General features: G+C 66.2%; 13 protein-coding genes. 12 read left to right on the top strand and 1 reads right to left on the bottom strand.

Going from position 1 to position 14,751, the window contains the following annotated elements:
• The first annotated feature begins 112 nt into the window (after positions 1 to 112).
• From P0645_RS13150 to P0645_RS13095, 12 genes are all read left to right on the top strand, one after another.
• Complete coding sequence (locus P0645_RS13150) at positions 113 to 2,080, top strand: long-chain fatty acid--CoA ligase (protein WP_284165043.1); 1,968 nt, start codon at positions 113 to 115, stop codon at positions 2,078 to 2,080.
• Positions 2,077 to 2,892 carry an ABC transporter ATP-binding protein gene (locus tag P0645_RS13145; protein WP_284165042.1) on the top strand — a complete coding sequence of 272 codons (816 nt, stop codon included), beginning with the start codon at positions 2,077 to 2,079 and terminating at the stop codon, positions 2,890 to 2,892. Before P0645_RS13150 ends, P0645_RS13145 begins: the two co-directional genes overlap by 4 nt.
• Positions 2,893 to 3,085: 193 nt before the next feature.
• On the top strand, positions 3,086 to 4,024 hold the full coding sequence (locus P0645_RS13140) for a branched-chain amino acid ABC transporter permease (RefSeq protein ID WP_284165110.1): 939 nt from the start codon (positions 3,086 to 3,088) through the stop codon (positions 4,022 to 4,024).
• Between the two features lie 127 nt (positions 4,025 to 4,151).
• Positions 4,152 to 5,228: a branched-chain amino acid ABC transporter permease gene (locus tag P0645_RS13135; protein ID WP_284165041.1), complete on the top strand. Its 1,077-nt coding sequence runs from the start codon at positions 4,152 to 4,154 to the stop codon at positions 5,226 to 5,228.
• A gap of 82 nt (positions 5,229 to 5,310) precedes the next feature.
• A complete protein-coding gene (locus P0645_RS13130; protein ID WP_284165040.1) occupies positions 5,311 to 6,594 on the top strand; it encodes an ABC transporter substrate-binding protein in 1,284 nt (427 codons plus the stop codon).
• A gap of 154 nt (positions 6,595 to 6,748) precedes the next feature.
• Positions 6,749 to 7,570, top strand: a complete 822-nt coding sequence (locus tag P0645_RS13125; protein WP_284165039.1) for an ABC transporter ATP-binding protein — start codon at positions 6,749 to 6,751, stop codon at positions 7,568 to 7,570.
• On the top strand, positions 7,567 to 8,778 hold the full coding sequence (locus tag P0645_RS13120; protein WP_284165038.1) for a phenylacetate--CoA ligase family protein: 1,212 nt from the start codon (positions 7,567 to 7,569) through the stop codon (positions 8,776 to 8,778). The genes P0645_RS13125 and P0645_RS13120 overlap by 4 nt, the downstream gene beginning before the upstream one ends.
• Positions 8,779 to 8,863: 85 nt before the next feature.
• Positions 8,864 to 10,063, top strand: coding sequence for an acetyl-CoA C-acyltransferase (locus P0645_RS13115; RefSeq protein WP_284165037.1), 1,200 nt, complete (start codon positions 8,864 to 8,866; stop codon positions 10,061 to 10,063).
• Positions 10,064 to 10,071: 8 nt separating this feature from the next.
• Positions 10,072 to 11,214, top strand: a complete 1,143-nt coding sequence (locus P0645_RS13110; protein ID WP_284165036.1) for an acyl-CoA dehydrogenase family protein — start codon at positions 10,072 to 10,074, stop codon at positions 11,212 to 11,214.
• Positions 11,214 to 12,284, top strand: a complete 1,071-nt coding sequence (locus tag P0645_RS13105) for an enoyl-CoA hydratase/isomerase family protein (protein ID WP_284165035.1) — start codon at positions 11,214 to 11,216, stop codon at positions 12,282 to 12,284. The genes P0645_RS13110 and P0645_RS13105 overlap by 1 nt, the downstream gene beginning before the upstream one ends.
• 1 nt (position 12,285) lies before the next feature.
• Complete coding sequence (gene mmsB / locus P0645_RS13100; RefSeq protein ID WP_284165034.1) at positions 12,286 to 13,188, top strand: 3-hydroxyisobutyrate dehydrogenase; 903 nt, start codon at positions 12,286 to 12,288, stop codon at positions 13,186 to 13,188.
• A 10-nt stretch (positions 13,189 to 13,198) separates the two neighbouring features.
• Positions 13,199 to 13,966 (top strand): 3-hydroxyacyl-CoA dehydrogenase, encoded by a 768-nt coding sequence (locus P0645_RS13095; protein ID WP_284165033.1) that lies wholly within the window; start codon positions 13,199 to 13,201, stop codon positions 13,964 to 13,966.
• Positions 13,967 to 14,079: 113 nt separating this feature from the next.
• Here P0645_RS13095 and P0645_RS13090 read toward each other — a convergent pair whose 3' ends face one another.
• Positions 14,080 to 14,751, bottom strand: coding sequence for a D-lyxose/D-mannose family sugar isomerase (locus P0645_RS13090; RefSeq protein ID WP_284165032.1), 672 nt, complete (start codon positions 14,749 to 14,751; stop codon positions 14,080 to 14,082).

Here is a 14,751-nt window from a genome sequence, read left to right as displayed (position 1 = left end):
TGGGGAAAGCATTGGCGCCCACAAACGGGGCCACGCGGCAGGAGATCGGTCGAAATCGGCCCTGACGCGGACAGACGGCACCCGGGCCACGGGCGCGCCGGGGAGGAGAAGGATGAACGAAAGCGACGCGGTGGCCGAAGGGCGGTCTATTCCGGCGCTGATGGCGCTGAACGCGCGCCGTCACGCGTCGCGGCCTGCCTACCGCGAAAAGGAATTCGGCATCTGGCAAAGCTGGACCTGGGCCGAGGCGCATGAGGAGACGCGCTCGCTCGCCATGGGGTTCCTCGCGCTTGGCCTGAACCCGGGCGATCATGTCGCCATCGTCGGTCGGAACCGCCCCGCGCTTTACTGGTCGATGGTCGCGGCGCAGATGTGCGGGGCGGTGCCGGTGCCGCTTTATCAGGACGCCGTCGCCGAGGAGATGGATTATGTGCTCGACCATGCGGGCGCGCGCTTCGTCGTCTGCGGCGATCAGGAACAGGTCGACAAGGTCATCGAGGTGCAGGAGCGCCTCCAGCATATCGAGCAGGTCATCTATGTCGACAAGCGCGGCATGCGCAAATACGACCATTCCCGGCTGAACGCGCTTGAGGACGTGCTGGCCGAGGGGCGCGCCGCCCATCACCGGTTCGAGGCGGAGCTTCAGGCGCGCATCGACCGGATCGGTTACGACGACACCTGCGTGATGCTCTACACCTCCGGCACCACCGGCAAGCCCAAGGGCGTGGTGCTGTCGAACCGCAATATCATCGAGACCGCAAAGAACTCCGCCACCTTCGACCATCTGACCCGCGCCGAAGAGGTTCTGGCCTATCTGCCGATGGCCTGGGTCGGCGATTTCATCTTTTCCGTCGGTCAGGCGATGTGGACGGGCTTTTGCGTGAACTGCCCCGAAAGTGCGGCCACGATGATGACCGACCTGCGCGAGATCGGGCCGACCTATTTCTTCGCGCCGCCGCGCGTCTTCGAGGGACAATTGACCCAAGTCATGATCCGGATGGAGGATGCGGGCCGTTTCAAGCGCTGGCTCTTTCACCGCTATATGGCGGTGGCCCGCCGTGTCGGCCCGGCGATCCTTGACGGCAAGCCCGTGGGGCTGGCCGACCGGCTGTCCTATGCGCTGGGCGACCTGCTGATCTACGGGCCGCTGAAAAACACGCTCGGCTTTTCGCGCATCCGCGTGGGCTATACCGCGGGCGAGGCGATCGGGCCGGAGATCTTCGATTTCTACCGGGCACTCGGGATCAACCTGAAACAGCTTTACGGCCAGACCGAGGCCTCGGTCTTCATCACCCAGCAGCCCGACGGGCAGGTCCGCTCCGACACCGTCGGCGTGCCCTCGCCGGGGGTGGAGGTCCGGATCGCCGAAACGGGCGAGGTCTTCTACCGCTCGCCCGGCACCTTCGTTTCCTACTACAAGAACGAGGCCTCGACCGCCTCGACCAAGGATGCCGAGGGCTGGGTGGCGACGGGGGATGCCGGTTTCTTCGAGGAAGGTACGGGGCACCTTCGCATCATCGACCGGGCGAAGGACGTGGGCAGGATGGCCGACGGGCGGCTTTTCGCGCCGAAGTACGTCGAGAACAAGCTGAAGTTCTATCCCAACATCCTAGAAGCCGTCGTCTTCGGCGCCGGGCGGTCCTTCTGCACCGCCTTCATCAACATCGACCTCAACGCCGTCGGCAACTGGGCCGAGCGCAATAACATCGCCTATTCTTCCTATCAGGAACTGGCCGCCCACCCTGAGGTCTACGAGACGATCCGCGGCCATGTCGAGGAAGTGAACCGCTCGGTCGCCGAAGACCCGATGCTGTCGGGCTGCCAGATCCACCGCTTCCTGATCCTGCACAAGGAACTGGATGCCGACGACGGCGAACTGACCCGCACCCGCAAGGTGCGCCGCAATATCATCGCCGAGAAATTCGCCGATCTGATCGAGGCGCTCTATGCCGGCAAGGACCGGATCTACACCGAAACCGAAGTGACCTACGAGGACGGCCGCAAGGGCGCGATCAAGGCGACGCTGACCATCGCCGATGCGGCGGTCGCGGGCGGCGCGGAAAGGATGGCGGCGGAATGAACGCGATGAGCCCGGAAGTCACCGCCGACGGCCGCAAGATCGGCCCCGTGCTGATGGAGATGAAGAGCATCACCCTGCGCTTCGGGGGGGTGAAGGCGATCACCGATATTTCCTTCGACATCCGCGAGGGCGAGATCCGCGCGATCATCGGACCAAACGGCGCGGGCAAATCCTCGATGCTGAACGTGATCTCGGGCTTTTACGTCCCGCAAGAGGGCGAGGTCTGGTTCCGGGGCGCGAGGCGCCCGCAGATGAAACCCTATCAGGTCGCCCGCCAGGGCATCGCCCGCACCTTCCAGAACATCGCGCTCTTCGACGGCATGTCGGTTCTCGACAATATCATGACCGGACGGCTGACACTGATGCGGTCGGGCCTGCTTTCGCAGGCGATCTGGTGGGGCAGCGCCGAAAAGGAGGAAACGGCGCATCGCGAGAAGGTCGAGAAGATCATCGACTTCCTCGAGATCCAGAACATCCGCAAGACCCCGGTCGGGCGACTGCCCTACGGCCTGAAGAAGCGCGTCGAACTGGCGCGCGCGCTGGCGGCCGAGCCGAAGCTTCTGCTGCTCGACGAGCCGATGGCGGGCATGAATGTCGAGGAGAAGGAGGACATGTGCCGCTTCATCCTCGACGTGAATGACGAATTCGGCACCACCATCGCGCTTATCGAACATGACATGGGCGTGGTGATGGACCTCTCCGACCGGGTGGTCGTGATGGATTACGGCAAGAAGATCGGCGACGGCACGCCCGACGCGGTGCGCCGCAATCCCGATGTGATCAACGCCTATCTGGGGGTCGCCCATGAGTGAGCCGTTCGGACCCGTCCGGGGGCGGGAAACCGCGACGCGGAACAACCCCGTCCCGGGCTTGACCCGGGACCTCGCGCCATGCCGCCGGAGGCCCCGGATCGGGGTCCGGGGCGCGCGGCGCTTTCTGCATGAGGAGGCCTGACCGGTGCCTGACGAGATCCTCTATGCGGCCGAGGCGGGGCTCAACGGGCTGATGGCCGGGGTGCTTTACGCGCTGGTGGCCTTGGGGTTCGTCCTGATCTTCAAGGCGAGCGGAATCTTCAACTATGCCCAAGGAGTGCTGGCGCTTTTTGCGGCGCTGACGCTCGTCGGTTTCCAGAACGGGCAGGTGCCCTTTGCCCATCTGATCAACGCGATCTTCGGCACCCAGATCCACGAATTCGGCTGGCACCTGCCCGCCGTGGTCGCGATCCTGCTGACCGGCGCGGTGATGGTGCTGCTCGCGATCCTGATCGAGCGGCTGATCCTCAAGCATCTGGTGAACCAGGCGCCGATCATCCTCTTCATGGCGACGATCGGGCTGGCCTATTTCCTCGAAGGGTTCGGCGACATCATGTGGGGCGCCGACATCAAGAAACTGGACGTCGGTCTGCCACAGGGCATCTCCGATACGGTCGAGAGCGTGACCGACAGTCTCTTCGGCTACGGTTTCTTCATCGACCGGCTGGATATCGTGGCGACGGTGGTGGCCGCGCTCCTTGTCCTGTCGCTCACCCTCTTCTCGCAATTCACCAAATACGGCCGGGCGCTGCGCGCGGTGGCCGACGACCATCAGGCGGCGCTCTCGGTCGGCATCTCGCTTCGCTTCATCTGGGTGATGGTCTGGTCGATCGCGGGGATCGTGGCGCTGGTCGCGGGCGTGATGTGGGGGGCGAAATCGGGCGTGCAATTCTCGCTCTCGCTGATCGCCTTGAAGGCGCTGCCGGTCCTCATGCTGGGCGGTTTCACCTCGATCCCCGGCGCCATCGTCGGTGGCCTCATCATCGGCATGGGCGAGAAACTTTTCGAGTTCTTCGTCGGCCCGATGATCGGCGGCGCGACTGAGAACTGGTTCGCCTATGTGCTGGCGCTTCTCTTCCTCGTCTTCAGGCCGCAGGGCCTCTTTGGCGAGCGCATCATCGAGAGGGTGTGAACATGCTTCCGACCGCCTCGGGCAAGGTCCTCCCGCCCTTTCACTCTGGTGCAAATATCCCCGGGGGTCCGGGGGCAGGCAGCCTCCGGCGTCGGGGCAACGGGACCGACAGCGGGAGGAGGGGCTGATGTTCTACCGCGAGGCAGGCGATTTCAAGACGCGCTATGTCGATGACAGCCAGACCTTCCCGATCCGGTTCGACCGCTGGCGCTATTACGCCGTGCTGGCGGTGGCCTTCGGCGTCGTTCCTTTCCTGATCAACGACTACTGGGCGAACGCCGTCTTCGTGCCCTTCCTCATCTACGCCATCGCCGCGATCGGGCTGAATATCCTGACGGGCTACTGCGGGCAGGTCTCGCTTGGCACCGGGGGGTTCATGGCGGTGGGCGCCTATGCCTGCTACAAGCTGATGACCGCCTTCCCCGAGGTTTCGATCCTGATCCATGTCCTTCTCGCGGGCGGGATCACCGCGCTTGTCGGCGTGCTTTTCGGGCTGCCGTCCCTGCGCATCAAGGGCTTCTACCTCGCGGTCGCGACGCTTGCCGCGCAGTTCTTCCTCGTCTGGCTCTTCAACAAGGTGCCGTGGTTTTACAATTACTCGGCCTCGGGCCAGATCAACGCACCCGAACGCACGATCTTTGGCCAGGCGGTCACCGGGGCGGCGACGACACCGGCGGCGAAATATCTCTTCTGCCTCGTCATCCTCTTCTCGCTTGCCTGGCTGGCGCGGAACCTCACGCGCGGCACCATCGGGCGCAAGTGGATGGCGATCCGCGACATGGACATCGCGGCCGAGATCATCGGGGTCAATCCGCTGACGACCAAGCTTTCGGCCTTCGCGGTCTCGTCCTTCTACATCGGGGTCGCGGGGGCCCTGTTCTTCGCCGTCTATCTCGGCGCGGCGGAAGTGGGCGAGGCTTTCGGCATCCAGAAGTCGTTCCTCGTTCTCTTCATGGTGATCATCGGTGGTCTGGGTTCGATCTTCGGTTCGTTCGCCGGGGCGGCCTTCCTTGTGCTGATGCCGGTCCTTCTAAAGAATCTGCTCGTGGGCACGCTCGGCTGGCCCACCGACCTTGCTGCCCATATCGAGCTGATGATCGTCGGCGGCCTCATCGTGCTTTTCCTGATCGTCGAGCCGCACGGGCTCGCCCAACTCTGGCGCGTGGCGAAGGAAAAACTCCGGCTCTGGCCCTTCCCGCATTGAGGGCCGCCCAACCACAAGACCGGCGAAAAGACCGGCACCTGATCCGAAACCGACTGTCCAACATCCATCCGGGAGGAAACCGATGAAGAAAAGACTGACAGCCCTCGCCGCGCTCGCGCTGACCTGCGCGACACCGGCCCTTGCCGATCTGAACATTCCCAACCTCAGCTACCGCACCGGCCCGTTCGCGGCGGGCGGCATCCCCTATGCCGACGGGTTCAACGACTATTTCACCCTTCTGAACGAGCGCGACGGCGGCATCGGCGGCGAGAAGGTCGTGGTGACCGAATGCGAGACGGCCTACAACACCGAGAAGGGGGTTGAGTGCTACGAGGCCACGAAGGGCAATGGCGCGCTGGTCTATAACCCGCTTTCGACCGGCATCACCTACCAGCTCATTCCCAAGGTCTCGGTCGACAAGATCCCGCTCTACACGCCCGGCTATGGCCGGACCTCGGCGGCGAACGGCAAGATATTTGAATGGGTCTTCAACTATCCCGCCAACTACTGGGACGGCGCCTCCGACATCGTGAACTATCTCCTGACCGAGAATGGCGGTGATCTGAAGGGCAAGAAGATTGCGCTCGTCTATCACAACTCGGCCTATGGCAAGGAGCCGATCCCGACCCTGACCGCGCTGAAGGAAAAGCACGGGTTCGAGCTGATCGAAATTCCCGTCGACAGCCCCGGCCAGGAACAGAAGAGCCAGTGGCTGCAGATCCGCCGCGACAAGCCCGATTATGTGCTGATGTGGGGCTGGGGCGTGATGAATGCCGTGGCGATCCAGGAAGCGGCCAACATCAACTATCCGATGGAGAATTTCATCGGTGTCTGGTGGTCGGGCTCGGAAAATGACGTGCTGCCCGCTGGCGATGCGGCGAACGGCTACAAGTCGCTGGCGATGCACGGCTCGGGCAGCGATTACCCGGTCTATGCCGACCTGCAGAAGTACGTCGTCGAAGCGGGTAAAGCTTCAGGCGCAGGCGATCAGGTCGGAACCGTGCTCTATTCGCGCGGCATGTATGCGGCGATGGTGATTTCCGAGGCGATCCGCAAGACGCAGGAGATGACCGGCCATGCGGCGATCACGGCGGTCGAGCTGCGCGACGGGTTCGAGGCCCTGGAAATCACCGAGGCGCGGATGGCCGAGCTTGGCCTGCCGAACTTCGGTCAGCCCTTCGCAGCCTCTTGCGCCGATCACGGCGGTCCGGGGCAGGCGATGATCCAGCAATGGGATGCGGCGGCGAAGAAATGGAACCTGATCACGCCCTTCATCGCCCCTGATGACGAGGTGATCCAGCCGCTCGTCGATGCCGACAGCGCCGCCTTCGCGGCCGAGAACAACATCGCCGAGCGCTGCAACTGACCGGCGCCAGCCGGTCATCCCGGACGTGATCCGGGATCTCTGCCCGGCGCGTTCCCGGACGTTTCAAGAAGGGGTTCGGCCTTCGGGCCGACCCCGCAACGAGGCCCCGGATCAGGTCCGGGGCGGGTGAAAGCGGATGGAAAGGGCGAGGCTCATGCTCGACGCCGGAAATACCGGGACGCTTCTCGAGGTCAACAATATCGAGGTGATCTACAATCACGTCGTGCTGGTCCTGAAAGGCGTATCGCTCAAGGTGCCCGAAGGCGGGATCACCGCGCTTCTGGGTGGCAACGGCGCGGGCAAGACGACGACATTGAAGGCGATCTCGAACCTTCTGCAGTCCGAACGCGGCGAGGTCACCAAGGGCACGATCACTTATCGCGGCCAGCGCGTGCAGGACCTCAGTCCTGCGGACCTGGTCAAGCGCGGCGTCATCCAGGTGATGGAGGGCCGCCATTGCTTCGGCCATCTCACCGTCGAGGAAAACCTCCTGACCGGCGCCTATACGCGTACCGACGGCAAGGGCGCGATCGCTGCCGATCTCGAGATGGTCTACCGCTATTTCCCGCGCCTGAAGGAACGCCGCCGCAGCCAGGCTGGCTATACATCGGGCGGCGAGCAGCAGATGTGCGCCATCGGCCGCGCGCTGATGTCGCGGCCCGAGATGATCCTTCTCGACGAGCCCTCGATGGGCCTCGCACCGCAACTGGTCGAACAGATTTTCGAGATTGTGAAAGCCGTGAACGAGAAGGAGGGCGTGACCTTCCTTCTGGCCGAACAGAACACCAACGTGGCGCTGCGCTACGCCCATTACGGCTATATCCTGGAAAGTGGCCGGGTGGTGATGGACGGCCCGGCGGAAGGGTTGCGCGAAAACCCGGACGTGAAGGAATTCTATCTCGGCATGTCCGACAAGGGGCGCAATTCCTTCCGCGATGTCAGGTCCTACCGGCGGCGCAAGAGGTGGCTGTCATGACCGTACCGCATGCAAGACCGGTCGAGGCAGAAACGCCGGCGGGCCACTATGACGCGCTTGAGACCCGCAGCGCGGATGCCCGCGCAAGCGCCCAGCTTCAGGCGCTGAATGCGCTGCGCGCCCGTACGGGCGAGACGCCGCTCGGCGACCTCGCGGACCTCGCGCAGCTGCCGGTCCTCAGGAAAGCGGCGCTGGTCGAGATGCAGCGGGCGAAGCCGCCGTTCGGCGGCCTCGTGTCCGGTGGTGCGGTCCATTATTTTCAATCGCCCGGGCCAATCTACGAACCGGGGGGCGTCAGCCATGACTGGTGGCGAATGGGGCGCTTTCTGCATGCTCTGGGCATAGGCGCCGGTGATATTGTCCAGAACTGTTTCGGCTATCACCTGACGCCCGCGGGCATGATCTTCGAAAACGGCGCACGCGCCGTTGGTGCCTCGGTCCTGCCGGCGGGCACCGGGCAGACCGACCTTCAGGTGCGGGCGGCAGCCGATATCGGCACCACGGCCTATGCCGGCACGCCGGACTATCTGAAGGTGATCCTCGACAAGGCCGACGAGATGGGCGAGCGGCTGAAGATCAGCCGTGCCGCCGTCTCGGGCGGGGCGCTCTTCCCGAGCCTCAGGCAGGAATATCGCGATCGCGGCATCCTCTGCCTGCAATGTTACGCGACCGCCGACCTCGGAAATGTCGCCTACGAAAGCCCGGCGATGGAGGGGATGATCCTCGACGAGGGCGTGATCGTGGAAATCGTGCGCCCGGGCACCGGCGATCCGGCGCCGGACGGCGAGGTGGGGGAAGTGGTCGTGACAACGCTCAACCCCGACTATCCGCTGACCCGCTTCGCGACCGGCGACCTGTCGGCGATCCTGCCCGGGCAAAGCCCCTGCGGACGGACCGGGCGGCGCATCAGGGGCTGGATGGGCCGCGCCGACCAGACGACGAAGATCAAGGGCATGTTCGTCCGCCCCGAACAGGTTGCAGCCTTCGTTGCCCGCCACGAGGAGGTCGGCCGCGCCCGCGTCATTGCCACCCGCGAGGGCGAGATGGATGCGATGACCGTACAGGTCGAGACCCGCGCCACCAATCCAGCGCTGTACGAGGGCAGCATCCTTGCAACGCTCAAGATGCGCGGACGGGTCGAACTGGTGCCGCCCGGCAGCCTGCCGAACGACGGCAAGGTGATCGAGGACAAGCGCAGCTACGAGTGAGGCGGGGCTTCGCGCGGCGGTGGGAGAATCATTTGTAGGTCAGAAATCATGACCTATACTTCGCGGCAGCGCGAGGGAGGATCGAATGGCAGACAGTATCGTCATCGTGGGCGCGGCCCGCACACCGATGGGCGGCTTTCAGGGCGACCTGTCGCCCCTGACGGCGGCCGAGCTGGGCGCGGCGGCGATCGGCGCGGCGCTCGACCGGGCCGGGATATCGCGTGACAGGGTGGACGAGGCGCTGATGGGCTGCGTCCTGCCTGCCGGTCAGGGTCAGGCCCCGGCGCGGCAGGCGGTGCTGGGTGCGGGGCTGCCGGTTTCGGTCCCTGCGACGACCGTGAACAAGATGTGCGGTTCCGGCATGAAGACGGTGATGATGGCGCATGACGCGCTTCTGGCCGGACAGGCGGGCATCGTCGTTGCGGGCGGGATGGAAAGCATGTCGAACGCACCCTACCTGCTTGAAAAGGCGCGCGGCGGCTACCGCATGGGCCATGGCAGGGTCGTCGATCACATGTTCCTCGACGGCCTTGAAGATGCCTACGACAGGGGTCCGCAGGGTGGGGGCCGCCTGATGGGCACCTTCGCCGAGGATTGCGCCGGGGCCTATCAGTTCACCCGCGAGGCGCAGGATGACTATGCGCTCCGCTCGCTCGCGCGCGCCCAGGCCGCTATCGCCGAGGGCCGCTTCGCGGCCGAGGTCACGCCGGTTGCGGTGAGAGGCAAGGCAGGCGCGGTCGAGGTCGTCATCGACGAACAGCCCGGCAAGGCGCGGCCCGACAAGATCCCCTTGCTTAAACCCGCCTTCCGGCCCGGCGGCACGGTGACGGCGGCCAATTCTTCGTCAATCTCCGACGGGGCGGCCGCGCTTGTGCTGATGCGCCAGTCGGATGCCGAAAAGGCGGGGCTCACGCCCCTTGCCCGTATCCTCGGCCATGCAAGCCATGCCGACCGCCCGAGCCTTTTCCCGACCGCGCCCATCGGTGCGATGCAGAAACTCATCGACCGGCTGGGCTGGGACGCGGGCACGCCCGACCTTTACGAGATCAACGAAGCCTTCGCGGTCGTCGCCATGGCGGCTATGCGCGACCTTGGCCTTCCCGCCGACAAGGTGAACATCCATGGCGGCGCCTGCGCGCTCGGCCATCCGATCGGGGCCTCGGGCGCGCGCATTCTGGTGACGCTGCTTGCCGCTTTGAAAACCCACGGGCAAAGGCGCGGCATGGCGAGCCTCTGCATCGGCGGCGGCGAGGCGACGGCGGTCGCGGTGGAACTTCTGCATTGAGGGACAGGATGAGCCTTGATCTGACCGAGGAACAGCAAACCATCCGCGACATGGCGGCGCGCTTTGCGGAAGAGCGGATCGCGCCGAACGCGTCGGACTGGGATGAGCGCAAGCATTTCCCCGTCGACGTCCTGAGGGACCTCGCGGGCCTTGGCCTCGGCGGGATCATGGTGGGCGAGGATCAGGGCGGTTCGGGCCTTGGCCGGATGGAAAGTGTGCTGATCTACGAGGCGCTGGCCACCGGTTGCCCGGCAGTTTCGGCCTATCTCTCGATCCACAACATGGTCGCGACCATGATCGACCGTTACGGCAGCGCCGATCAGCGCGCACGTCTGCTCCCCGGCCTTTGCGCAATGGAGAAGCTCGCGAGCTACTGCCTGACCGAGCCCGGCTCTGGCTCCGACGCCGCCGCGCTATCGACCCGCGCCGAACGCGATGGCGACAGCTATGTGCTGACCGGGCAGAAACAGTTCATCTCGGGCGCCGGGGCGACCGATCTTTATGTGGTGATGGCGCGCACCGGCGGTCCGGGACCCAAGGGCATAACCGCCTTCATCCTTGAAAAGGGGATGGCGGGGCTTTCCTTCGGTGCGAATGAAAGGAAGATGGGATGGAACGCCCAACCGACCCGCACCGTCCAGATGGACGGGGTGCGCGTGCGCGCCGAAAACCGGCTGGGCGGGGAGGGCGAGGGGTTCAAGTTTGCCATGGCGGCGCTCGACGGCGGGCGGCTTTCGATCTCGGCCTGCTCGCTCGGCGGCGCGCAGGCGGCCTTCGACAAGGCGCTGGCCTATACGGGCGAACGCAAGGCTTTCGGCAGGAAGATCAACGAGTTTCAGGCGCTGCAGTTCCGGTTGGCCGACATGGCGACCGATCTCGAGGTCGGGCGCACCTTCCTCTGGCGTGCGGCGAGGGCACTTGACGCCAGGAGCCCCGAGGCGACGAAGCTCTGCGCCATGGCCAAGCGCCATGTCACCGACATGGGCTTCGCCGTGGCCAACCGCGCGCTGCAGATGCACGGCGGCTACGGCTATCTGGCCGATTATGGGGTCGAGAAGCTGGTGCGCGACCTGCGCGTCCACCAGATCCTCGAAGGCACGAACGAGATCATGCGGCTGATCATCGCCCGCGCCGTGACCGAGGCACGCTGATGCCCGGCGATGTCCTCATCGAGGCCACGGGCGCCCTTGGCCGCATCCGGCTGAACCGGCCGCAGGCGATCAATGCGCTGACCCACGCCATGGTGCACGATATCGACCGCGCGCTCGACAGGTTCGCCGCCGATCCGGGCGTTCGGGTCGTGCTTCTGACCGGCGAGGGTGAACGTGGGCTCTGCGCGGGCGGCGATATCCGCAGCCTTTACGACGCGCCGCGCACGCCCGACGGCCCGTCGATGGATTTCTGGCGCGACGAATACCGGCTGGATGCCCGCATCGCCCGGTTCGGCAAGCCATTCGTCGCGGTGATGGACGGGCTGGTGATGGGCGGCGGCGTCGGCATCTCGGCGCATGCGCGCTTTCGTGTGGTGACGGAGAGAAGCCGGATCGCCATGCCCGAGGTCGGTATCGGCTTCGTACCGGATGTCGGCGGCGCCGCGATCCTGACGCAGGCACCGGAGGAGATCGGCACCTATTTCGCCCTGACCGGCCGGATGATGAACGCGGCCGAGGCGATATTGGTCGGCATGGCCGACCTTTGCCTGCCGGTGGCGCGGCTGCCCGATCTGATGGCGGCGCTGGCCGGCTTGCCCGATGACGCGGGCGGTGCGGAGGTGAATGCGCTCCTGCAAAGCCTCGCGGTTCCGCCCGGCCCGGCGCCTGTCGGCGCGCATCGCGACCTGATCGACCGGGCCTTCGCGGCCAACCGGGTTGAAGATATCCTTGCGGCGCTGGAGGAGGACGGCTCCCCCTTCGCGCGCGACGCAGCCGCCGAAATCGCCACAAAGTCGCCCACCGCGCTGAAGCTCGCGCTCGCGCTCCTGCGCGCCGCGCGCACGGCGCCGGGCCTTGAAGCCGCGCTCGAACGCGACTTCGCCGCCGCCCGCGCGCTGGTCGTAGGGCCGGATTTCTACGAAGGCATCCGGGCCGCGATCATCGACAAGGACCGCACGCCGAAATGGCGGCCCGCGACGCTGGCCGAGGTCAGCGAGGCCGATGTGGCGCGCTGGCTGGAACCGACCGGGGACCGGGTCTTTCCCGCCCCCGCACTGACAGGAGAGTGACATGACGGACGTGGTGGGCTTCATCGGCCTCGGCAATATGGGCGGCCCGATGGCGCGCAATCTGGTCAAGGCGGGCTTCACCGTGCGGGGCTTCGACATGGTGCCCGCCGCCCGTGCCGCCGCCGCCGAGGGGGGCGTGACGCTCGCCGACAGCGCCGCCGAGGTGGTCAGGGGCGCGGATACGGTCATCACCATGCTGCCCTCCGGGCCGATCGTCATGACGGTGTGGCGCGAGATCGTGCCGCTGATCCCGCCAGGCGCCCTGATCGTCGATTGTTCGACCGTCGATATCGAAAGCTGCCGTGCCGCCCATGCGCTCGCGGCCGGGCGCGGGCTCATGGCGCTCGACGCGCCGGTCTCGGGCGGGGTGGGGGGCGCGACGGCCGGAACGCTGACTTTCATGGCAGGCGGCTCGGTGCAGGCCTTCGCCCGCGCGCAGCCCTGCCTCGCCGCAATGGGCAAGAACCTGACCCACTGCGGGGATGCGGGCGCGGGGCAGGCGGCGAAGATATGCAACAACATGATCCTCGGCATCTCGATGATCGCCGTCAGCGAGGCCTTCGGGCTCGCCGACCGGCTCGGCCTGTCGCGGCAGGCGCTCTTCGACGTCGCCTCGAAATCCTCCGGCCAGTGCTGGTCGCTCACCTCCTATTGCCCGGTGCCCGGCCCGGTGCCCGCCTCGCCCGCCAACAATGGCTACAAGCCCGGCTTCGCCGCCGCGCTGATGCTGAAGGACCTGCGGCTCTCGCAGGCGGCGGCAGGGGACGCAGGCGCCGAAACGCCGCTCGGACAGGCGGCCACTGCGATCTACGAACGGATGGAGGCGCTGGGCCTCGGCGGGCGTGATTTCTCGGCGGTTTTCGAGATGCTGACCGGCGCCGCGCCCGACAGGGCGCTGGTCTGAGGGCAGAACCATGGAGATCTCAGGCTCGACCATCCTCGTCACCGGCGGCGCCTCGGGCCTTGGCGCCGCCACCGCGTGCGCGCTCGCCCGGGCGGGCGCAAAGATCGTCATCGCTGATCTGAACGAAGAGGCCGGCCGCGCGATGGTCGCCGAACTCGGGCCCGCCGCCCGCTTCGCCCGCACCGACGTGACGAGCGAGGCGGACGGCAAGGCCGCAGTCGCGCTCGCCGAAGAGGCCTTCGGCGGCCTCTCCGGCCTTGTGAACTGCGCGGGCTGGGCGCCGGGCGAAAAGGTGCTCGGCCGTGAAGGCCCGCACCGGTTGGACAGCTTCGCTCGCGCCATCACCATCAACCTCATCGGCACGTTCAACATGGCCCGCCTTGCCGCCGAGGCGATCGCCAGACGCGCGCCCGGACCGGACGGCGAGCGCGGCGTGATCGTCAACACCGCCTCCATCGCCGCCTTCGATGGTCAGATCGGCCAGGCGGCCTACGCTGCCTCGAAGGGCGGGGTGGCGAGTCTCACTCTGCCGATGGCGCGCGAACTGGCGCGTCACGGCATAAGGGTGATGACCATCGCGCCCGGCACCTTCCAGACCCCGATGATGGCGGGCCTGCCTGACGACGTGCAGGCCTCGCTCGGCCAGAGCGTGCCCTTCCCCGCCCGCCTCGGCGATCCGCAGGAATTTGCCGCGCTCGTCCGCCATATCCTCGAGAACCGCATGCTGAACGGCGAGGTGATCCGCCTCGACGGCGCGCTCCGCATGGCACCGAAGTAATCTTCTTCTTTGCCCGAAATACTCCCGCCGGAGGCGCCCGAGTGTCCCGCGCATCGCGCGGGACGCGAGAGATATCTTGGCGCCGCAAGGCGCCGCCGCCGGATCAGACCGGCTCAGTAGTCCGACACCAGAAGATGAAGCGGCGCCACATCCTCCTCGACCTTCGGGAACCGGCCGATCTTTTCGCGAAAGACATTGTCGGTCCGGTCGTCGTTCACGGTCGAGACCTCGCCGATCAGCACATCGGCCCCTTCGGCCCAGAAAGCGTGCCAGACACCCGGCAGAAGCGTCACGCTTTCCCCGGGCGCGAGCTTCAGATGCCCGCCCGCAGGCAGGCGCCGCAGCATGCCGTCGACCGGCACCTCGACCTGCGCGTCGGGGTCGATCGCGCCCGCGGCGTCGGGCGCGAAAAGCTCCAGCACCAGCGTCCCGCCGCCCCGGTTGATGATATCCTCGGCCTTGATGTTGTGGCGGTGCATCGGGCTCAGCTGATCCTTGCGCGAGATCATGATCTTCTCGGCATAGAGCATCCCGCGCCCGCGCGTCAGGTCGGCGGCATGGCCGTTCCTTACGGTGAAAAGGAACAGCCCCAGCGCGTCGAACCGCCCCTGGCCGTAATCGGTGATGTCCCAGCCAAGCCCGCGTGCCGCGTGATCGGCGCCGCCCGCGATCGCGGCGCGCATCTCCTCGGGGGACCAGTAGGCGAAGGGCGGCATCACATAGCCGAACGAGCGGATGAAGGCATCGGCCTCCGTGAGGATCTGGTTGATCTCGGAACGTTTCAT

Source organism: Frigidibacter sp. SD6-1 (genome assembly GCF_030143255.1).
Lineage (GTDB): Bacteria > Pseudomonadota > Alphaproteobacteria > Rhodobacterales > Rhodobacteraceae > TMP-24.
This window is presented reverse-complemented; position numbering and strand designations above follow the sequence as displayed.